General features: G+C 70.8%; 17 protein-coding genes. 9 read left to right on the top strand and 8 right to left on the bottom strand.

Annotated elements, in window-relative coordinates; translation table 11 throughout:
* Positions 1-5: 5 nt before the first annotated feature.
* Positions 6-542 (bottom strand): NUDIX domain-containing protein, encoded by a 537-nt coding sequence (locus tag ACZ60E_RS44430; RefSeq protein WP_384812169.1) that lies wholly within the window; start codon positions 540-542, stop codon positions 6-8.
* Between the two features lie 125 nt (positions 543-667).
* Positions 668-1,477 (bottom strand): M15 family metallopeptidase, encoded by an 810-nt coding sequence (locus ACZ60E_RS44425; RefSeq protein WP_469448051.1) that lies wholly within the window; start codon positions 1,475-1,477, stop codon positions 668-670.
* A gap of 336 nt (positions 1,478-1,813) precedes the next feature.
* Between ACZ60E_RS44425 and ACZ60E_RS44420 the strand changes: the two genes are divergently transcribed.
* The 4 genes from ACZ60E_RS44420 (at position 1,814) to glpK (ending at position 6,151) form a co-directional block, all read left to right on the top strand.
* A complete protein-coding gene (locus tag ACZ60E_RS44420) occupies positions 1,814-2,260 on the top strand; it encodes a Zn-ribbon domain-containing OB-fold protein (protein WP_384812164.1) in 447 nt (148 codons plus the stop codon).
* Positions 2,257-3,447: a lipid-transfer protein gene (locus ACZ60E_RS44415; RefSeq protein WP_469448050.1), complete on the top strand. Its 1,191-nt coding sequence runs from the start codon at positions 2,257-2,259 to the stop codon at positions 3,445-3,447. Before ACZ60E_RS44420 ends, ACZ60E_RS44415 begins: the two co-directional genes overlap by 4 nt.
* A gap of 368 nt (positions 3,448-3,815) precedes the next feature.
* Positions 3,816-4,541 (top strand): MIP/aquaporin family protein, encoded by a 726-nt coding sequence (locus ACZ60E_RS44410; RefSeq protein WP_384812159.1) that lies wholly within the window; start codon positions 3,816-3,818, stop codon positions 4,539-4,541.
* A gap of 101 nt (positions 4,542-4,642) precedes the next feature.
* Positions 4,643-6,151: a glycerol kinase GlpK gene (glpK, locus tag ACZ60E_RS44405; RefSeq protein ID WP_384812156.1), complete on the top strand. Its 1,509-nt coding sequence runs from the start codon at positions 4,643-4,645 to the stop codon at positions 6,149-6,151.
* A gap of 90 nt (positions 6,152-6,241) precedes the next feature.
* Here the strand turns inward: glpK and ACZ60E_RS44400 are convergent, their stop codons facing one another.
* The 4 genes from ACZ60E_RS44400 to ACZ60E_RS44385 all read right to left on the bottom strand — a co-directional run bounded on the left by ACZ60E_RS44400 (position 6,242) and on the right by ACZ60E_RS44385 (position 10,775).
* Positions 6,242-6,847, bottom strand: a complete 606-nt coding sequence (locus ACZ60E_RS44400) for a GTP-binding protein (RefSeq protein ID WP_107019589.1) — start codon at positions 6,845-6,847, stop codon at positions 6,242-6,244.
* Between the two features lie 65 nt (positions 6,848-6,912).
* Positions 6,913-7,308, bottom strand: a complete 396-nt coding sequence (locus ACZ60E_RS44395) for a DUF742 domain-containing protein (protein WP_107019590.1) — start codon at positions 7,306-7,308, stop codon at positions 6,913-6,915.
* Between the two features lie 9 nt (positions 7,309-7,317).
* Positions 7,318-7,758, bottom strand: coding sequence for a roadblock/LC7 domain-containing protein (locus ACZ60E_RS44390; protein WP_384812154.1), 441 nt, complete (start codon positions 7,756-7,758; stop codon positions 7,318-7,320).
* Entirely contained in the window at positions 7,755-10,775 is a 3,021-nt protein-coding gene (locus tag ACZ60E_RS44385; protein ID WP_469448049.1) for a nitrate- and nitrite sensing domain-containing protein, read from the bottom strand. The genes ACZ60E_RS44390 and ACZ60E_RS44385 overlap by 4 nt, the downstream gene beginning before the upstream one ends.
* Before the next feature lie 769 nt (positions 10,776-11,544).
* Between ACZ60E_RS44385 and ACZ60E_RS44380 the strand changes: the two genes are divergently transcribed.
* Positions 11,545-11,988 carry a hypothetical protein gene (locus ACZ60E_RS44380; protein WP_469448057.1) on the top strand — a complete coding sequence of 148 codons (444 nt, stop codon included), beginning with the start codon at positions 11,545-11,547 and terminating at the stop codon, positions 11,986-11,988.
* A 116-nt stretch (positions 11,989-12,104) separates the two neighbouring features.
* Here the strand turns inward: ACZ60E_RS44380 and ACZ60E_RS44375 are convergent, their stop codons facing one another.
* Positions 12,105-13,286: an NAD(P)/FAD-dependent oxidoreductase gene (locus ACZ60E_RS44375; RefSeq protein ID WP_469448048.1), complete on the bottom strand. Its 1,182-nt coding sequence runs from the start codon at positions 13,284-13,286 to the stop codon at positions 12,105-12,107.
* A gap of 178 nt (positions 13,287-13,464) precedes the next feature.
* Positions 13,465-13,785 (bottom strand): bifunctional 3-phenylpropionate/cinnamic acid dioxygenase ferredoxin subunit, encoded by a 321-nt coding sequence (locus ACZ60E_RS44370; RefSeq protein WP_384812145.1) that lies wholly within the window; start codon positions 13,783-13,785, stop codon positions 13,465-13,467.
* Between the two features lie 215 nt (positions 13,786-14,000).
* On the opposite strand from ACZ60E_RS44370, the gene ACZ60E_RS44365 reads away from it, so the two are divergent.
* From ACZ60E_RS44365 to solA, 4 genes are all read left to right on the top strand, one after another.
* On the top strand, positions 14,001-14,819 hold the full coding sequence (locus ACZ60E_RS44365; protein WP_384812142.1) for an IclR family transcriptional regulator: 819 nt from the start codon (positions 14,001-14,003) through the stop codon (positions 14,817-14,819).
* Between the two features lie 420 nt (positions 14,820-15,239).
* Positions 15,240-16,325: an S-(hydroxymethyl)mycothiol dehydrogenase gene (locus tag ACZ60E_RS44360; RefSeq protein WP_469448047.1), complete on the top strand. Its 1,086-nt coding sequence runs from the start codon at positions 15,240-15,242 to the stop codon at positions 16,323-16,325.
* Positions 16,322-18,793 (top strand): GcvT family protein, encoded by a 2,472-nt coding sequence (locus ACZ60E_RS44355; RefSeq protein ID WP_469448046.1) that lies wholly within the window; start codon positions 16,322-16,324, stop codon positions 18,791-18,793. The genes ACZ60E_RS44360 and ACZ60E_RS44355 overlap by 4 nt, the downstream gene beginning before the upstream one ends.
* Positions 18,794-18,990: 197 nt before the next feature.
* Positions 18,991-20,145 carry an N-methyl-L-tryptophan oxidase gene (solA, locus tag ACZ60E_RS44350; RefSeq protein ID WP_469448045.1) on the top strand — a complete coding sequence of 385 codons (1,155 nt, stop codon included), beginning with the start codon at positions 18,991-18,993 and terminating at the stop codon, positions 20,143-20,145.
* Positions 20,146-20,155 lie beyond the last annotated feature (10 nt).

The raw sequence follows: 20,155 nt of genomic DNA, 5'->3' as shown, positions 1-20,155 counted from the left end.
GTCCCTCAGATGTACCGGCCGTCGAACCACGCCTTGGCCGCCATGGTGTGCAGCGGGAAGGCGAGTTCGGTCGACCTGCGCAGCAGGTGCCAGCCCTCGGTCTCGTCCGTCGCGGCGGACGGCGGCAGGTCGTCGGCGGGGCGCTCCGGGAGGGCTCCGAAGAGCAGCAGGTGCCCGTCGGGTGAGCTCAGCGCGTCGACGAGGCGTACGTCGCGGCTCGCCGCGACGATGCCCGTCTCCTCCTTGAGCTCACGGACGACGGCCTGCCGCCAGTCCTCCCGGTGATCGATGAACCCGCCGGGCAGAGCGACTCCCCCGCGCGCGGGGTCGATCGTTCTGGTGATGACGACCAGGGCCGCCCCCTTGGTGTCGTACACGGGCTGCAGGGCCACCGCGACCGGCAACGGGTTGCGGTAGGCCACACCGCCGCAGGAGGCGCAGGTACGGGGCCAGCCGGAGACGCCTTCTCCGTAGGGCGCGCCGCAACTCGAACAGTGGGTGCCCGGCGCGGAGTTGGCGGACGGGATATGGGATGGAGACACGCCCGGGACTGTATCCGATGATCAGAAGGTTGTTTTCTGTCGACCGCCCCAGTGGTGTTTCAGCGCCTCCTCAGTACCTGCCCAGCGCCTGCCCAGCGCCTGCCCAGCGCCTGCCCAGCGCCTGTTCAGTGGGTTGTGACGAGGGAGTGGGCCGAGACCGGGAAGTCGAAGTAGGTGTCGGGGTAGGCCTCGGGCTTGAAGGTGAAGTGCCACCATTCCTCCGCAAGGTTCACGAAGCCCAGGTTTTCGAGCGTGTCCTTGAGGAGGAGCCTGTTGGCTCGCTGCTGCCCCTGGATGCGCGGGTCGAGCGTGTGGGACAGGGTGTCGAAGCAGTCGTAGCCCGTGCCCATGTCCACGGAGTTGTCGGGGAAGCGGTCACTCCGGGGCGCGAAGCAGGGCACGAGGGGTTCTCCGGGGACGTACGGCCGGGTCGGCTTCGCCGGGAGCTTCACGATCGTGAGGTCCATGGTCGAGCCGCGGCTGTGACCGGACTTCTCGGCGATGTAACCGTCCTCGAACAGCCGGGTCTTGTCGACGTTCGGGTAGAACTCGTCCTTCATGCGCTGGTCGTCGAGGTCCTTGGCCCAGCGGACGAAGTGGTCGACGGCCCGCTGGGGCCGGTAGCAGTCGTACACCTTCAGGGAGTAGCCCTGGGGCAGGAGTTGCCGCTGGGCCTCGTGGAGGGCTTCGGCGGCGGGTTTCGTGAGGATGCACAGCGGCTCGCGGTAGCCGTCGATGCGCTCGCCCACGAAGTTGTGCGGGGTGAAGTAGCGGATCTCCTGGATGATCGTGCGGTCCACGGACCGGAGGGCCACGAAGTCCCCGGGGGCCTTCGGCTCGGGTGTCGCCGTCGCGGTGGCGGAGGCGGCGCTGACGGCGAGCAGGGCGGCGAGCGCGGTGACGAGACCGCGTACCGCTGTGGTGAGTCGGGTCATGACCCATGCGTCTATCAGGCGCGGGTTGCCCGGGGGAAGTGATCGGATACGGTCCGCGCCCGATCGGCGGGCCGGGCCGGGCCGGGCCCGGGAGGGAGGGGATCCGGGCGACCGGACCGGGTGGTTCCGGGTGAGGGACGGCCGGGACCACCCCCGTGGGTCCCGGTCGTCCCTACCGATGCTCGGACGCCCAGGAGGCCCGCGCCGGTTCTCCGCGGTCACCCGCGGTTCTCCGCACCGGGCGGCGTACTCCCTGCACACTGCCCAATCGGCGTGGCCCGTGGCAGACTTCTGACGTTCCGTCAGATCCAGCAGATCCAGCGTCGTGGAGGAACCTTGTCGCGCACTCGTACACCCGTCGTCACCGGCTGGTTCGCCGGCGAGGGAGACGACTTCCGGCTCCTCGGCACGCGCTGCTCGGTCTGCGCGTCCGTGTTCTTCCCCCGGGAAGACGCCTTCTGCCGCAATCCGGGTTGCTCCGGCGGCGAACTCGTGGAGACACCGCTGTCGAGGAGGGGCCGCATCTGGTCCTACACGGACAGCCGGTACCGGCCGCCGTCACCCTACGTGTCCGACCGGGAACTCGAATGGCAGCCCTACGCGTTGATCGCTGTGGAGCTGGCGGCCGAGCGTCTCGTGGTGCTCGGGCAGACGGTTCCCGGTGTCGCCGTCGCCGATCTGACGGTGGGCATGGAGGTGGAGGTCGTCCCGGGCGTGCTGAACGAGGACGCGGAGACGACCTGGACGACCTGGCACTGGCGGCCGACGGGGGTGACGGCATGACGGGTGAGGTGGCGGTGCTCGGCGCGGGTATGCACCCGTGGGGCAAGTGGGGGCGGTCGTTCGTCGAGTACGGGACGGTGGCGGCGCGCGAGGCACTGGCCGACGCGGGGCTCGACTGGCGTCAGGTCGGCTCGATCGTCGGCGCGGACACGGTGCGTGGCGGTTATCCGGGATATGTCGCCGGAGCGACGTTCGCCAGGGCGCTGGGCTGGCAGGGGGCCCGGGTGGCGAGTGTGTACGCAGCGTGCGCGTCGGGGGCGCAGGCCGTCGACACGGCACGGGCGCAGATCCTCTCGGGGCTCGCGGACGTGGTGCTCGTGGTGGGTGCGGACGCGGCGCCGAAGGGGTTCTTCCGGCCCGCGGGCGGGGACAGGGCCGACGATCCGGACTGGCTGCGGTTCCGGGTCCTGGGGGCGACGAATCCGACGTACTTCGGGCTGTACGCGCGTCGGCGGATGGCGGTCCACGGGGACACCCTGGAGGACTTCGCGCAGGTCAAGGTGAAGAACGCGGCCATGGGGGCGCTGAATCCGAACGCGCGCTACCGCAAGCGGGTCACCGCTGAGGAGGTCGCCGCGTCGGCGGTGGTCGCCGATCCGCTGCGGCTGCTCGACATCTGCGCCACCTCGGACGGCGGGGCGGCGCTGGTGCTGTCCAGCATGGAGTTCGCGCGCCGGCACGGGGCCGCGGACCCGGTACGGATCCGCGCGGTGTCCACGGTGACGCCCCGCTATCCCACCACCGTGCTGGACCTGCCCGACATCGCGACGGACTCGGCGGTCGCGGTGGAGCCCGCGGACGGGACGTTCCGCGCGTCGATCGCGCGGGCGGCCTACGAGGAGGCAGGGATCGGTCCGCAGGACCTCTCGCTCGCCGAGGTCTACGACCTGTCCACGGCCCTGGAACTGCAGTGGTACGAGGATCTGGGGCTGTGCGGTGAGGGCGGCGCGGCCAAGCTCCTGCGGGAGGGCGCGACGGCGCCGGGCGGCCGCATACCCGTGAACATGAGCGGCGGACTCGCCTCCTTCGGAGAGGCCGTTCCCGCCCAGGCCATCGCCCAGGTCTGCGAGCTCACCCAGCAGTTGCGGGGAGCGGCGGGCGACCGGCAGGTGGCGGGCGCCCGGGTCGGAGTCACCGCGAACCAGGGCCTGTTCGGGCACGGTTCGGCCGTGATCGCCGTCAGATGAGACGGCGGGCGGCTCCTCGCCGGCATCGGACAGGGCCGGCGGTACACGGCCCCGCGGCGGCACGCGATCGGTGCGAGGGGTGGGTGCGAACCGTTCTCGCCCGCGACCTTGACGCTCCATCAGCGCCGGTGAACACTTCCGGTGTCAGTCGGCGTCGCCGCAATTCGGCGTATTCAGGCACTGCGCCGCGCGGGCCTCGTCCGCGCCAACGGGCCATCCCCCACCGGCGATTCGACTGCTACGGCACGCTCGTCACGGACGCCGGGCGGGGCGCGGGATCTCCCTGCCCTCGGCTGAAGTAGCCATGGGAACGCACCCTGCACGGTGGACCGGGGCGGATCGCCCCGGGTTTGGGCCTAGGAGCCGCCATGAGCAACGGAGATGTTTTCGTCGGTGAGGTCATCGGCACAGCGATACTCATCCTCTTCGGCGCCGGAGTCGTCGCCGCTGTCGTACTCAACTATTCCAAGGCGAAGGACGCCGGCTGGGTCGTCATCGCCTTCGGGTGGGGCTTCGGCGTGCTGGCCGGCGCGTACACCGCCGCGCCGCTGTCCGGCGGGCACCTCAACCCCGCGGTGACGATCGGCATCGCGATCGACACCGGCGACTGGGACCAGGTCCACATCTACATCGCCGGGCAGATGGTCGGCGCGTTCCTCGGCGCGGTGCTGTGCTGGCTGGTCTACTTCGCGCAGTTCCAGGCCAATGCCGAGGAGGAGATCGCGCAGCCGACGCTCGGGATCTTCTCCACCGCGCCCGAGATACGCAATCCCGTGGCGAACCTCATCACCGAGATCATCGCGACCATCGGTCTGGTCCTGCCGATCCTGGCCTTCGGGCTCACCGAGGGGCTCGGCCAGTCCGGTACCGCGATCCTGATCGTCGCGTTCCTGGTGGTCGGCATCGGTCTGTCGCTCGGCGGGCCGACGGGGTACGCCATCAACCCGGCCCGCGACCTGGGCCCGCGTATCGCCCACGCCATCCTGCCGATCCCCAACAAGGGTACGTCGGACTGGAGTTACTCGTGGATTCCGGTGGCGGGGCCGCTGATCGGCGGAGCGCTGGCCGGGGTCATCTTCAACGCGGCCTTCTAGGCCCGGTCGTCACCTTCCCGGTGCCGGTCGGACGACGGGCACCGGGAAGGTGACGAAGGGAGCCGCTGCCGCCCTACGCAGAATCCGACGAAGGGGACGTCATGACGGACAAGTTCGTCGCCGCGATCGACCAGGGCACCACGTCGAGCCGCTGCATCGTCTTCAACCAGGACGGCGCGATCGTCGCCGTCGACCAGCGTGAGCACCGCCAGATCTTCCCCAAGCCCGGCTGGGTGGAGCACGACGCCACCGAGATCTGGTCGAAGGTGCAGGCCGTGGTCGCGGGCGCGATCGCGAAGGCCGGGCTGCGCGCGGACCAGCTCAGCGCGCTGGGCATCACCAACCAGCGGGAGACGACGGTCCTGTGGGACCGGGCCACCGGCAAGCCCGTGCACAACGCGATCGTGTGGCAGGACACCCGTACCTCCGCGCTCTGCAACGAACTCGGCGGCACGGACGGGCAGGACCGTTTCCGCGAGCAGACGGGGCTGCCGCTGGCCAGCTACTTCTCCGGTCCCAAGGCGGCCTGGCTGCTGGACAACGTGCCGGGGCTGCGGGCCCGCGCCGAGCGCGGTGAGATCGCCTTCGGCACGATCGACTCCTGGCTGATCTGGAACCTCACCGGCGGCACCGACGGCGGCCGGCACGTCACCGACGTCACCAACGCCGGCCGCACCATGCTGATGAACCTCGAAACGCTGCAGTGGGACCAGTCCATCCTCTCCGCGATGAACGTCCCCGAGGCGGTCCTCCCCGAGATCAAGTCCTCCTCCGAGGTGTACGGGACGGCCGTGGGCCAGCTCGCCGGGGTCCCGGTGGCCTCCGCGCTGGGCGACCAGCAGGCGGCGGTGTTCGGGCAGGCCTGTTACGACGTGGGCACGGCCAAGAACACGTACGGGACGGGCAGTTTCCTGCTGCTCAACACCGGGAACCGGCCCGTGCCCTCGAAGAACGGGCTGCTGACCACCATGGGGTACAAGATCGGCACGGAGGCGCCGGTCTACTGCCTGGAAGGGGCCATCGCGATCACGGGCGCGCTGGTGCAGTGGTTCCGCGACCAGCTCGGCATCATCCGTACCGCCGACGAGATCGAGACCCTGGCGACGAGTGTCGACGACAACGGAGGCGCGTACATCGTGCCCGCGTTCTCGGGTCTGTTCGCGCCGTACTGGCGCTCCGACGCGCGCGGGGTCGTCACGGGGCTGACCCGGTACGTCACCAAGGGGCATCTGGCGCGGGCGGTCCTGGAGGCGACGAGCTGGCAGACGCGTGAGGTCGTGGACGCGATGTTCCAGGACTCCGGGGTGCAGATCACGACCCTGAAGGTCGACGGCGGCATGACCAAGAACAATCTGCTCATGCAGCATCAGGCGGACGTGCTCGACGTGCCGGTGATCCGCCCGAAGGTCTCCGAGACGACGTGCCTGGGAGCGGCGTACGCGGCCGGTCTGGCGACCGGGGTGTGGAACGACCTCGACGAGCTGAAGACGCACTGGCAGAAGGACGCCGAGTGGACACCGTCCATGGAGGCGTCGGTCCGTGACCGCGAGTACGGCAACTGGCGCAAGGCGGTGGAGAAGAGCTTCGGCTGGCACGACGACGCGCACTGAGCCCCGTTGCCGTGCCGCTTCTTTTCGTGTTCCACGCACGCGTGGAACACGAAAAGAAGCGGAAGCGCGGCCCCCGGGCCGTCGTGTGCTTCAGCCGGTGACGGTGTGCCGGCGTTCGGCCGCGTACGCCATCGCGTGCTGGACGACCTCGATGAGGACTTCCTTGACCGACTCCCGGCCGCGTGCGTCGCACAGGACCACGGGGACCGCTGAGTCCAGGTCGAGGGCCTGGCGTACGTCCTCGGCGGGGTAACGGGAGGCGCCCTCGAAGCAGTTGACGCCCACCACGAAGGGGATGGAGCGCCGCTCGAAGTAGTCGACCGCCGCGAAGCAGTCCTCCAGGCGGCGGGTGTCGGCGAGCACGACAGCGCCCAGGGCGCCGGTCGCGAGCTCGTCCCACAGGAACCAGAAGCGGTCCTGGCCGGGGGTGCCGAAGAGATACAGCACGAGGTCCTCGCGCAGCGTGATGCGGCCGAAGTCCATGGCGACCGTGGTGGTGTGCTTGCCCTCCACACCGCTCGTGTCGTCGACCGGACGGCCCGCCTCGGTCAGCAGTTCCTCCGTGCGCAGCGGCTTGATCTCGCTGACGGCGCCGACCAGGGTGGTCTTGCCGACGCCGAAGCCGCCCGCCACGAGGATCTTGAGAGTGACGGGCTCGACCGGGGCCTTGCCGCGTTCAGTGCGCCCGAAGATCATCGATCTCTTCTCTCACTTCTCGCTCGCTCAGGTGGTGTCTCGTTGCCGCTGTGGTGGCACGCGGTTCACAGGGCCCGGAGGCCGCTGATCACGTCACGCAGAATGCTTTCGTCCGGCAGTTCCGCCGGGGGTACCGGACGGGTCACATGGACCAGTTCGTCCTCGACGAGGTCGCCGATGAGAACCCGTACGACCCCGATGGGCAGGTCGAGTTCGGCGGCCAGTTCGGCGACCGACTGGGGGGCGTCACGGCAGAGTTCGACGATGTCCACGTGTTCCGGGGACAGGGAGTTGTCCGCCTCGGGGTCGGAGGCGTACTCCTCCGTCACCACCACCGCGATCAGGTCGAGGCGGTGCTGGTTCGGGCTGGTGGTGCGGCCTCGTGTCATGGCATACGGACGGACCACCGGTCCGGCCTCGTCGTCGAACCAGTGGGACAGCTCCTGCCCGTCTCCGCTCATGCCGACTCACTACCCGCCCGAGGACAGTTCGGTGCGCGGAGCGGCGGCGAGATGTACGCCGACGCGCTTCACGAGCAGCGTCATCTCGTACGCGACCTGGCCGACGTCGGAGTCGGCGTCGGAGAGGACGGCGAGGCAGCTGCCGTCACCGGCGGCCGTGACGAACAGGAACGCCTCGTCCAGTTCGACCACCGTCTGCCGGACGCTGCCCGCGTCGAAGTGACGGCCGACGCCCTTGGCGAGGCTGTGGAATCCGGAGGCGACGGCGGCGAGGTGTTCGCTGTCCTCCCTCGTCAGATCGGTCGAGACCCCCGTGGGGAGGCCGTCTCCGGAGAGCACGAGTGCTTTGCGGATGCTGGCGACACGCGCCACCAGGTCGTCGAGGAGCCAGTTGAGCTCCCCCGTCGCCGTGGTGGTCGTGGTGTGGCCGGCGGCCTTCGGTGCGGTCATCGGCCGTCTCCCTTAGTCGTTCCTGGTGCTGTGCCGTCCTGGGCCTCGTCGCCCGCGGCGTTCTCCTCGCGCCCACGCCGCCAACCACGCTGCAGCGAGGCCATCCGGTTGCGTACTTCGTCCGCGTCACGCTCCGAGGGATCCGTCGTACGGGCCGGGGCGCGCGTGGTGCGCAGGTCGGGCCCTTCCTTCAGCTGCGGGGCCAGATTGGCCTGCCGTACCCGGCGGGGCAGACCGGAAGCAGGGCCTCCGGCCGGTCCCGCGGTGCGGGCGCCCGGGATGCCGGGCGACGGGGCGCCGGGACGCGTGCCGTTCGGTTCGATCCCGCGGCGCGATCCCCGCTGCGGCAGGGCCGGGGCTTCACCGGGTCCGCCGTCCGCGGCTCCGGGGTCGCGCACGACCGCTCCGCCCGTCACTCCGCCCGGCTCGGCTCCGCGGTCCGCGCCACGGTCGGGGGCCGGGCGGCGCTCACGGTCCGCCGGGCCGGCGCCGGCTCCCGCGGGCCAGTCGTCGGCCTCGCCCCTGCGCACGGTGAGCGGGTCCCCGGTCTCCCGGCGTCCCGGCCCACGCCTGGCGCCCCTCGACCGCTTCGGCAGCTCTTCGAGCACGCCGGAGCGCTCGGGCGTCTCCTGGGACCGGGTCCGGTCCTGAGCCTGGGCCGACTGGGGCAGTTCCGTGACCTCACCGTTGTCCGGGCGGTCCGTGATCTCGTCGCGCCGCGACCTGCCGTGGGTCACGGGGCGGCCGTGCGAGCTGACCAGCTTGGGGGTGCGGCGGCGCGACAGCGAGACACCGGACCGCTCGTCGTCCTCGGAGGAGGGTGCCGGCTCACGCGGTGTCTCACGCGTCTCGTCCCCCGCCGGCCCGGCGATGGAGCGGCGCGGGCGGAAGATGCCGCCGCGTTCGCCGTCCTCGTCGTCGAGGGCGCCGGGGAAGTCTTCGAGGGCGTCCAGGCCGACGGGCGCCTCCAGTTCGACCGGTCCGTCGAGGATCGACGCCGACAGGCCAGGCAGCGTGACCGGCACCTGCGACAGGGCGGCCCTGCGGCCTTCGTCAGCCTCGTTCTTCGCGTTCCTGGAGGGAACCGCCCTGTCGAGCCGGAATCCGACGCCGTTGGTGTCGGGCACGTCGTCCGAGAGCAGCGCGTCGGGCACGAAGACCACCGCGGTCGTCCCGCCGTACGGGGACGGCTGCAGGGAGACGCGTACGTTCTGCCGCTGGGCGAGCCGGCTGACCACGAAGAGGCCGAGCCGGTCGGTGTCGGACAGTTCGAACTCGGGGGTCTCGGCGAGCCGGAGGTTGGCGTCGAGGAGCGCCTCGGCGGCCATTCCGAGGCCGCGGTCGTGGATCTCCAGGGTGAAGCCGTTGGCGACGCGCTCGCCGAGGACCTGTACGGCCGTGTGCGGCGGCGAGAACACCGTGGCGTTCTCCAGGAGTTCGGCCACCAGGTGGGTGAGGTCGGCGACGGCGGAGCCGGTGACCGCCATCCGCGGCAGCCGCCGGACCTCGATGCGTTCGTAGTCCTCGACCTCGGCGACGGCGGCGCGTACGACGTCCATCAGCTGGACGGGCTTGCGCCACTGCCTGGAGGGGGCCGCTCCGGAGAGGATCACCAGGCCTTCCGCGTGGCGGCGCATACGGGTCGTCAGATGGTCGAGGCGGAAGAGGTCGGCGAGTTCGTCGGTGTCCTCGGTCCTGCGTTCCATCGTGTCGAGGAGCGTGAGCTGCTTGTGCAGCAGGACCTGACTGCGGCGGGCGAGGTTCACGAAGACGTCGGAGACCCCGCTGCGCAGTTCGGACTGCTTGACCGCGGCCTCGACGGCGGACCGCTGGAGGCTGTTGAGCGCCTGGCTGACCTCGCCGATCTCGTTCTTCTCGTACTCCAGGCGCGGGACTTCGGTCTCGACGTCGACCTGTTCGCCCGCGGAGAGGCGGCGCATCACGCTGGGCAGCCGGACGCCCGCGGTCTCGTGGGCCTCCTGGCGGAGCCGGCGCAGGTCGCGGATGAGGCTCCGGCCGATGCGTACGGACATGAAGAGCGAGAAGAGCACCGCGGCCAGGCCGAGCACGCCGGCGATGGCCGCCTTGACGATGACGCCGACCGCGACGGGGCGGACGCGGTCCTGGAAGCGGTCGCTCGCCTGGGTGTTGAACTTGTCGAGGCCGTCGAGGACCCCGTCGGCGAGGCCGTCCCAGCTCTTCGCGGTGACGCCGCGCGGGGTGCCGGGCGCGGAGGCGAGGGCGGACTGCTCGGCCACGCGCAGGGGCGCGGTGGCGGCGTTCTTCCAGTAGCGCTCGTAGCGGACGCGCTCCGTGGAGGGCAGCTGCGGGAGGTTGATCTCGTACATGATCGTGCGCTGGGCCACGAGGTCGGAGATGTCGCGTGCCTCTTCGCGGGTGACCTTGCCGACGACGAGGGCGGATCCGAGCAGGGCGTCCTCGCGGGCCAGCAGTTCACGGGCGCGCGACATGTTGACGAGGGCGCGGCCCTGCTTGTCCACGTCCACGTTGTCGAGGACCTGGAGGTTGGCCAGGAGGATGTAACAGGGGTCCACCAGGCGGTTGTAGAGGTCCAGGGCCTGGGCGCGGGTGACGGTGTTGTCCTCGACGCTCTGGCGCAGCGACCCGACGCCGTCGAAGGCGTCCAGGATCGCGGTGAGACGCTCGGTGGTGTCGGAACCCATCTCGTCGCGTACGTCGGAGTTCCTGGCATTCCTGCGGATCTTCGAGACGACCTCGTCGGTGGCGGTCCGCGTGCGGCGCAGGTCGGTGAGGGCGTCGGAGGCCCGGGGGTCCGCGAGATAGACGAGGGTCTGACGGCGCTCGGCCTGGAGGACGCTGATGACGTCCTCGGTGGGATAGCCGATCTTCTGCACGATGAAGGTCGTGTCGAACAGCTGGTTGACCTCGCGGCCCGTGAGTACGGTGGCGAAGCCCCAGATCCCGGTCAGGGAAACCAGCGGCACGAGAAGCAGCGCCACGATCTTCCGGCGGATGGACTTCCCGCGAAAGCGCATGGCCTCCCCCAGCTCGGCCCCCGGGGACGGGGGCACACATGTACGGCAACAAACGGCGTGAGCCTACTACCGACGCACAGGTATCTCGAAGGCCTGTCCGAGCCTGTCCGGACCGACGCGGCGCGTATCCGGAACAAGACATCCGCAGTTGTCCGTTCATTGCGGGAGATTGCCTCCCTGAAACCGACACGGGGAAAAGAGCGGGACGGGGTCCGCTCGGCGCACCACTTGGCCGAAATTTTTCGATCGCCGGGAATCTTCGGCTTACGCCGATCGTCTGTCTGTATGGAAGTTGGAGGCGGAATCGGCTGCAGGTGCCGGATGCCGCGCCCAGGGGGCGTATAACAGCGCAAGCCGGGCAGCCGATGGGGAGCCGGAGTCTCGTGACACCGGAGCGAGCGGCTGTCGGGCGGTGGGGAGTGACAGGTTGATGGGCACGGCGGAGCGGTACGGGGCACCCGGGACGGGCGCCACGACGATCGCGGAGGCGGAGCGGGGGTCGCAGATCCCCCGCCGGGACATTCCGGCCGACATCGCGGCCGATCTCGCAGCCATGGACCGCGCGGCCGCGGAAGCGGACCGTGTGGCGGAGGCCAGGTGGAGGTCCGCGGTTGCGGCGGGGGCCGGAACCGCGCCCGTGACAGGGGCAGAAGCTGTGGCAGAGGCCGTGTCTGCCGCGCAGGCGGGCACGAGGACTGTGGGAGAGAGCAGGACGGGGGCTGTGACGGAAGCCGGGGCGAAGCCCTTCGCGAGGAGCGGGGACGACCGGGTGCCGCAGACCGGGGAGCAGTACGTCACGGAGCCCGAAGAGCGGGCGTACTACCGGCCCTTGTGGGTCGAGGAGCCCGCGGACAGGCGTCGGCTGCCCGATCCCGTGCGTACGTCGGCGGTGCGCGCCGTCATCATCATCGCCGTCACGCTGATCCAGGCGATGGTCGCCTTCCTGTGCACGCTGGCCGGTTCGTGGCTCGCGTTCCCCATGGTGCTGAGCAGCGTGGCGAGCACGGTGGTGGCCACCTGGGGCGCGCTGGACGTCTGGGTGACGCGCCAGGTGTGGAACCAGCGCAACGGCGTGGTGTCGGAGCCGAGCAGCACCGCCCGGGCCCTGCGGCGCGAGCGGCGCAAGATCCGGCGTCAGGAACGCTCCGCGGAGCGGACCAAGGAGCGGATACGCCGTCGGGGCGGCGGCGCGGGCCAGTTGTCGCACTCCTGACACGTCACACGTCCTGGGACACCGGCTCCGCCATGTCCCAGGACGTGTCCGGCCTAGGGCCTGTCTGACAATTCCCGTCGTCGCCCGGAGGGCGGCCGGGCGGCGTCAGACAGGCCCTAGGAGACCGCCTCCATCGCGTCCGCCCCGCGGCCCAGTTCACGCCGGGCCCGCGTGAACGGGCGGGGGCGGTTGACGGACAGCACCGCGGTCGTCCGGCCCTCGCGCTCGTAAAGCGCGAGCAGGCCGTCCTCGCCCGGTGCCCCGTCGGTGACCGTCCCTTCCGTGATGCGGACGGTGTCGGTGTCGAGCCGCCGTCCGGCGAACTGGATCCGCGCCCCGTACTGGTCGGACCAGAAGTAGGGCAGCGGGCGTACGGTCTCCGCGGTGTACCCGGCCAGGAGGTTGCGCACGGCGATCCGGGGCTGCTCGGTGGCGCTGGTCCAGTGTTCGGCGCGGATTCCGCCCACGCGGGCCACGTCTCCGACGGCGACCACCTGGGGCAGAGCCGTCGCGCAGCCGTCGTTGCACAGCACGCCGTCGTGCAGCGCGAGCGGCGAGCCCGCCAGCCAGCCGGTGTTGGGGACGGCGCCGATACCGACGATCACGACATCGGCGGGGAGGAGACGGCCGTCGGAGAGTTCCACTCCGGTGACCGCGTCCCGACCGCGCAGTGCGGTGACGCCCGTGCCCGTGATCAGTCCGACGCCGCCGCGACGATGCAGCGCCGCGCACAGGGCCGCCATCTCGGGGCCGAGTTGGGGCACCAACGGCAGGGGAGCCGCCTCCACGACGGTGACGTCGTGGCCGAGTCCGGCGCACGAGGACGCGGTCTCGGCGCCGATGAATCCTCCGCCGATCACGACGACACGGCGGGCACCCGCGGTCAGTTCGGCGCGCAGGGCGCGGGCGTCGTCGAGGGTGCGCAGGGTGTGGACCCCGGCGAGCCCGGGACCCGGCAGCCGGCGCGCCGAGGCGCCCGTGGCGATGACGACGCCGTCGCCGGAGACCGTACGGCCGTCGTCCAGGAGGACGGTGCGGCCGCGGGTGTCGAGGCCGCGGGCGCGGGTGCCGAGGAGCCATTCCGCGTCGAGTTCGGCCATTTCCTCGGTGTCGCCGAGGGCCAGTGCGTCCTCGCCGGACCGGCCGGTGAGGAAGTCCTTGGACAGGGGCGGGCGGTCGTAGGGGCGGTGCGGTTCGTCCCCGACGACCACCAACCGCCCGTCGAAACCCTGGGTACGCAGCTCACGGGCCGCGTACAGCCCGGAGAGCGAGGCCCCGACGACGATGACGGTCCTCATACGGCCGGCTCCTTCCGGACGGCAGGCGCGGAGGGCGTCGTGCTTCCGGGAACCGGTGCGGCGCCGGTCACCGCCCGAGCAGGGAGGCGTGTGGGCCTCTCACCTGTGTGCCGGGCGGAGCCCATGAAAAGGTGGGGACCACAGGGGCGCGTTGTGGTGCCCCTCGCGTGGGGGATCGTCATGCCGCCGTGTCCTCCTTCGCTGCCACGTGGACATGGATGACACCGTCGTCGACGGTGACACGGTGGGTGCGGACGGCGCGGCGCGCGGGCAGGCACGTCGGCAGTCCCGTGCGGAGATCGAACGAGGCGGCGTGCAAGGGGCATTCGACCAGGCAGCCCTCCAGCCACCCCTCGGAGAGCGACGCGTCCTGATGGGTGCAGGTGTCGTCGATGGCGTACAGCTCGCCGTCGGCGTTGAACACGGCGATGGGCGGCATGGTGTCGACACGGACGGATTCGCCCGCGGGGAGGTCATCAAGGCGGCAGACGGGAATCACGGGCCCCCCTCTCGGTCCAGGACCCACAGTCCTGGTCCTCACAGGTCCGGTGCGGTCCGAGACCTTCCCGGTCACGGACTCTTCGGTAACATGATGTTTCGTATGGCGCACGAGGGAGCGCTATGCGCAACAGAATCCGCGCGGGATGCCCGTCGCGTCAAGGGCTTCCGGCAGATGCGGCTCAAACCGGGCCGCCAGGTGGTGAGAGTTGAGCTATGACCCGCACTCAGAAGCAGGCTGACGGCACAGGGGAGACACCGGAGAAGCAGAGCAGAGGCGCGGGGAGCGCCGTCCAGTCGGTGGACCGCGCGGTGAGCGTGCTGGAGATCCTCGCCCGGCTCGGCGAGGCGGGCGTCACCGAGATCGCCGACGAGCTGGAGGTCCACAAGTCCACGGCTTTCCGGCTCCTCGGGGTGCTGGAGAACCGCGGCCTGGTCGCCCAGGCGAAGGACCGCGGGAAGTACTTCCTGGGGGCCGGCGTACTACGCCTGGCGGGGGCGGCGGCAGTGCGGCTGGACATCTCGCAGGAAGGGGTGCCCGTCTGCCGAGAACTCGCGGACGAGCTGGGCGAGACCGTCAACATCGCGGTCCTCGACGACAACGCGGCGGTCAACATCATGCAGGCCCGTGGCGCCGCGTCGGTCACCGCGCAGAACTGGCTGGGCAGACGCACCCCGCTGCACGCCACCTCCAGCGGCAAGGTGCTGCTGGCCCACCTGCCGCCGACGCTCCGCGAAGGGCTGCTGGCCAGGACCCTGCCGCGCTTCACCGAGCGCACGATCACCGGGACGGCCGCGCTGCGCGCGGAGCTGGAGGCCGTGGTCGAGCAGGGGTACTCGTTCGCCCTGGAGGAGCTGGAGCTGGGGCTGGCTGCCACGGCCTCGCCGGTGCGCGCGCACGACGGCAAGGTGATCGGCGCGATCAGCGTCTCCGGACCGGTGTACCGCCTGGAGCCGGACCGGCTGCCGGAGCTCGCCAAGCGCACGGTCGCGGCCGCGGCCGACCTCTCGCGCCGGATGGGCTACGGCTTCTGACGGATGCGGGGCGCCCCCGCGTGCGGACACGGAACCGGCCCCGGGACGGAGGCGGACACCGAACTCGTACGGCGACGGAACCGGCCATGGAACCGAGCCGGAGGCCGAACTCGTACGGCACGGAATCGGCCACGAAACGAGGTCGGGAGGCGGGCTCCGGCGGAGGTGGTTCGGACGCGGGCCCGAGCCGGGCGCCGGGCTTCGTGCGGACACGGGACACGGCGCGAACCGCCGGGCGGAACACGGCGCGGGGTCAGGAACATCTGGCCCCGCGCTTCCGTGTGTCGGACAGATTTCGGGGCGCCGGTTCCTTTTGCCAAGGGTTAACCCGTACCTCTTGACGGCCCCCTGGAGGCGTTCTCACTATGTTCCTCATAGCGCAACCCATAGTGCATTGCGCAACAGCAGAGGAGCTAGGTCGTGCCATACGAGGTCCGTGCCGTAGTCGCTGTGAAGAAGGGCGCACCCGTCGAGGTGCGGACGATCGTCGTACCCGATCCCGGTCCTGGCGAGGTGCTCGTCACCGTGCAGGCCTGCGGGGTCTGCCACACGGATCTGCACTATCGCGAGGGCGCGATCAGCGACAACTTCCCGTTCCTGCTGGGCCACGAGGCGGCCGGCACGATCGAGGCGGTCGGTGAGGGCGTCACCGACCTCAGGACCGGCGACTACGTGGTCCTTGCCTGGCGGGCCCCCTGCGGCGCGTGCCGCTCCTGCCGCCGTGGCCGCCCCTGGTACTGCTTCGACTCGCGCAACGCCACCCAGCCGATGACCCTCCTCGACGGCACCCCGCTCAGCAACGCGCTCGGCATCGGCGCCTTCGCCGAGAAGACCCTGGTCGCGGCGGGCCAGGCCGTGAAGATCAACCCCGCGGCCCGCCCCGAGGCCGCCGGCCTGGTCGGCTGCGGGGTGATGGCCGGCTACGGCGCCGCGGTGAACACCGGCAACGTCGGGCGCGGTGACACGGTCGCCGTCATCGGCTGCGGCGGTGTCGGCGACGCGGCCATCGCGGGCGCCTGCCTCAACGGCGCCATGAAGGTCATCGCCGTCGACATCGACGACAAGAAGCTCGACCGGGCGGAGAGGTTCGGCGCCACCCACACGGTCAACTCGCGTGGCACCGACCCGGTCGAGGCCGTGCGCGCCCTCACCGACGGTTTCGGGGTCGACATCGCCATCGACGCCGTGGGCCGCCCGGAGACCTTCGAGCAGGCCTTCTACATGCGCGACCACGCGGGGCTGCTCGTGCAGGTCGGCGTCCCGGCGCCGGAGATGAGGATAGAGCTGCCGCTGATCGACGTGTTCTCCCGCGGCGGCGCGATCAAGTCCTCCTGGTACGGCGACTGTCTGCCCAGCCGCGACTTCCCGTTCCTCATCGACCAGTACCTCTACGGGCTCCTCGATCTGGGCGCGTTCGTCTCCGAGACCATCGCGCTCGACCAGGTCGAGGAGGCACTGTCGAACATGCACCGCGGTGAGGTGCTGCGCTCGGTGGTGGTCCTGTGAGCGGCCACGAGTCCGACAGCCCCCGTGCCGCCGTCGTGCCCCGGGTGGTCGTCGTGGGCGCCGGCATCGTCGGCTGCTCCCTCGCGGACGAGCTGACCGCCCGCGGCTGGACCGACGTCACTGTCCTCGAACAGGGGCCGCTCCCCGCTCCCGGCGGCTCCACCTCCCACGCGCCGGGCCTCGTCTTCCAGACCAGTCCCTCCAGGACCCTCACGGCCTTCGCCCGCTACACGGTCGAGAAGTTCAACTCCCTGGAAGTGGGCGGCGTCTCCTGCTTCAACCAGGTGGGCGGCCTGGAACTCGCGACCACGCCCGAACGCCTCGCCGAGCTGCACCGCAGGGCCGGGTACGCCGCCTCCTGGGGCGTACCCGGCGAGATCGTGAGCGCGGCCCGCTGCAAGGCACTCTGGCCCCTGATCGACGAATCGATGGTCCTCGGGGGCTTCCACACCCCCGACGACGGTCTGGCCCGCGCGCTGCTCGCGGCCCACGCCCAGAAGGAGCGGGCCGAGAGCCGCGGTGCCCGCTTCCTGGACCGGCACACCGTCACCGGGATCGAGAAGGAGGACGGCAGGGTCACCGCCGTCGTCACCGACCAGGGCGTCTTCCCCGCCGACCACGTCGTCTCGGCGGCCGGATTCTGGGGGCCGGTGATCGGCCGCATGGCCGGGATCGACGTACCTCTGCAGCCGCTCGCCCACCAGTACGCGCGGACGAAGCCGCTGCCCGAACTGGCCGGAGCCACTTCGGAGGCGTCGAGGCCGATCCTCCGTTTCCAGGACCGCGACCTCTACTTCCGTGAGCACACCGACCGCATCGGCATCGGCAGTTACGCCCACCGGCCGCTCCCCGTGGACCCCTTCGCGGTCCTCGGCTACGACGAGGCACGTGCGAACGACCTGGAGATGCCGTCGTCGTTCCCCTTCACCGAGGAGGACTGGGCGCCGAGCTGGGACGACTGCCGCAGGCTGCTGCCCGCCCTGCGCGGGAGCACGATCGAGGAGGGCTTCAACGGCGTCTTCTCCTTCACCCCCGACGGCATGCCGGTCCTCGGCGAATCGCGTGCGCTGCGGGGTTTCTGGCTGGCGGAGGCCGTGTGGGTGACCCACTCGGCCGGTGTCGCCAAGGCCGTGGCCGAGTGGATGATCGACGGCCGCCCCGAGATCGACGCCCACGAGTGCGACCTCACGCGTTTCGAGGAGGCCCAGCGCTCACCCTCGTACATCAGGGAACGCGGCTCGCAGCAGTTCGTCGAGGTGTACGACGTCCTGCATCCGCTCCAGCCGATGGAACGGCCGCGGCCTCTGCGGGTCGGCCCCTTCCACGCGCGCCAGCAGGAACTGGGCGCGTACTTCCTGGAGGGCGGCGGCTGGGAGCGTCCGCACTGGTACGAGGCGAACGCGCCGCTCGCCGCCGGGCTGGACGTGCCCGCGCGGGACGCCTGGTCGGCGCGGTACTGGTCGCCCGTCGCCGCGGCCGAGGCGCTGGCCACCCGCGAGAAGGTCGCGCTCTACGACATGACTCCCCTGCGCCGCCTCGAAGTCACCGGCCCCGGCGCCCTCGAATTCCTGCACGGCATGACCACGAACAACCTCCGCAAGAAGCCCGGCGCGGTCACCTACACCCTCCTCCTGGACGACACGGGTGGCATCCGCTCCGACCTCACCGTCGCCCGCCTGGGCCCCGACCGTTTCCAGGTGGGCGCCAACTCCCCCGCGGACCTGGACTGGTTGACCAGGCACGCCCCCGACGGCGTACACCTCCGCGACATCACGTCCGGTACGTGCTGCGTCGGCGTCTGGGGGCCGCTCGCCCGCGCGCTCGTGCAGCCGCTCACCCGCGACGACTTCTCGCACGAGGGCTTCGGCTACTTCCGCGCCAAGGAGACGTACATCGGCCATGTCCCCGTCACCGCCATGCGGTTGAGCTACGTCGGTGAACTGGGCTGGGAGCTCTACACCAGCGCCGACCTGGGGCTCCGCCTCTGGGACACACTCTGGGAGGCGGGCCGGGAGCACGGTGTGATCGCGGCCGGGCGCTCCGCGTTCAACAGCCTGCGGCTGGAGAAGGGGTACCGGGCGTGGGGCGTCGACATGACCGACGAACACGATCCGTACGAGGCGGGGGTGGGGTTCGCCGTTCGGCTGGACAAGGGGGAGTTCTTGGGGATGGGGGCACTGGAGGGGCGCGGTGAGCGTCGGCCTCGGCGTCGGCTCACGCCGTTGTTGCTCGACGATCCGTCGGCCGTGGTGCTCGGCAAGGAGCCCGTGTATGTCGACGGCTCCCCTGCGGGGTACGTCACGAGTGCGGCGTACGGGTACACCGTGGGGCGGTGTGTGGCGTATGCGTGGTTGCCGGTGTTGCCCGTGGGGGCGGGGGTCTCTGTCGAGTACTTCGGGGAGAAGGTGGGGGCGACTGTCGTCGATGAGCCGATCTTCGATCCGAAGATGAGCCGTATTCGACGGTGATCGTCCCCCCGAGGGAGGGACCGTCGACAGCCTGCGGGTTCGTGGGGGCTGGTCGCGCCGTTCCCCGCGCCCCTTAAAAGCAAAAGACTGCGCCGTTCCCCGCGCCCCTGAACGGCGGAAGTCCGCGCCGTTGCCCGCGCGACTCAAAGACAAAAGATTGCGCCGTTCCCCGCGCCCCCGGAAAGACGGAGGTCCCCGTGTCCCCCAGTTACGACGTCGTCGTCATCGGTCTTGGCGGTATGGGTAGTGCCGCTGTTCATCATCTGTCCTCGCGTGGTGTGCGGGTGCTCGGTCTTGAGAAGTTCGGGCCCGTGCACAACCGTGGGTCCAGTCACGGGGGTTCGCGGATCACCCGGCAGTCCTACTTCGAGGACCCGGCGTACGTGCCGCTGCTGCTGCGCGCCTACGAGTTGTACGAGGACGTGGAGCGGGCCACCGGGCGGGACATCGCCACCCTGTGCGGCGGTGTGATGATCGGCCGGCCCGACTCACTGACCGTCTCCGGTTCGCTGCGCTCGGCGGCCCGGTGGGACCTGCCCCACGAGATGCTCGACGCGGCCGAGATCCGCCGCCGTTTCCCCACCCTCGCCCCGAGGGACGACGAGGTCGGGCTCTTCGAGAGGCAGGCCGGCCTGGTCCGCCCCGAGAACATGGTCGCGGCCCATCTGCAGCTCGCCACCCGGCAGGGCGCCGACCTGCACTTCGACGAGCCGATGACCCGCTGGGAGCCGTACCGGGACGGCGTACGCGTGCACACCGCCGAGAACACGTACACGGCGGGCCAGTTGGTGATCTGCCCGGGTGCCTGGGCGCCGCAGCTGCTCACCGACCTCGGGGTGCCGTTCACCATCGAACGGCAGGTCATGTACTGGTTCCAGCCCAGGGGCGGGGTCCGGCCCTTCGTGCCCGAGAACCACCCGATCTACATCTGGGAGGACGCCGACGACGTCCAGGTGTACGGCTTCCCGTCCATCGACGGGCCGGAGCTGGGCGCCAAGGTCGCGTTCTTCCGCAAGGGGCAGATCTGCACCCCGGAGACCATCGACCGCACGGTCCACGAGGACGAGATCCGGGCGATGGCGGACCACATGTCCCGCTGCATCCCCGATCTGCCCGGCACCTTCCTCAAGGCCGCCACCTGCATGTACTCCAACACTCCGGACGAGCACTTCGTGATCGCCCGGCATCCCGCGCATCCCGAGTCCGTGACCGTGGCCTGCGGTTTCTCCGGCCATGGCTTCAAGTTCGTGCCGGTTGTCGGCGAGATCCTCGCCGATCTGGCCCTGACGGGGACCACCGGTCACCCGATCGGCCTGTTCGACCCCCACCGCCTCGCCGCCGCGCCCGCCTGAGGAGCACGCT

Source organism: Streptomyces sp. NPDC102514, assembly GCF_055584525.1.
The sequence above is the reverse complement of the archived record's forward strand: the minus strand, read 5'-3'. Positions and strand labels throughout refer to the sequence as shown.

Bases quoted from the DNA above. Each gene is read 5' to 3' on its own strand.
- ACZ60E_RS44425 (WP_469448051.1), bottom strand. From the start codon at position 1,477: ATGACCCGACTCACCACAGCGGTACGCGGTCTCGTCACCGCGCTCGCC.
- ACZ60E_RS44415 (WP_469448050.1), top strand. From the start codon at position 2,257: ATGACGGGTGAGGTGGCGGTGCTCGGCGCGGGTATGCACCCGTGGGGC.
- ACZ60E_RS44410 (WP_384812159.1), top strand. From the start codon at position 3,816: ATGAGCAACGGAGATGTTTTCGTCGGTGAGGTCATCGGCACAGCGATA.
- glpK (WP_384812156.1), top strand. From the start codon at position 4,643: ATGACGGACAAGTTCGTCGCCGCGATCGACCAGGGCACCACGTCGAGC.
- ACZ60E_RS44400 (WP_107019589.1), bottom strand. From the start codon at position 6,847: ATGATCTTCGGGCGCACTGAACGCGGCAAGGCCCCGGTCGAGCCCGTC.
- ACZ60E_RS44395 (WP_107019590.1), bottom strand. From the start codon at position 7,308: ATGAGCGGAGACGGGCAGGAGCTGTCCCACTGGTTCGACGACGAGGCC.
- ACZ60E_RS44390 (WP_384812154.1), bottom strand. From the start codon at position 7,758: ATGACCGCACCGAAGGCCGCCGGCCACACCACGACCACCACGGCGACG.
- ACZ60E_RS44385 (WP_469448049.1), bottom strand. From the start codon at position 10,775: ATGCGCTTTCGCGGGAAGTCCATCCGCCGGAAGATCGTGGCGCTGCTT.
- ACZ60E_RS44375 (WP_469448048.1), bottom strand. From the start codon at position 13,286: ATGAGGACCGTCATCGTCGTCGGGGCCTCGCTCTCCGGGCTGTACGCG.
- ACZ60E_RS44365 (WP_384812142.1), top strand. From the start codon at position 14,001: ATGACCCGCACTCAGAAGCAGGCTGACGGCACAGGGGAGACACCGGAG.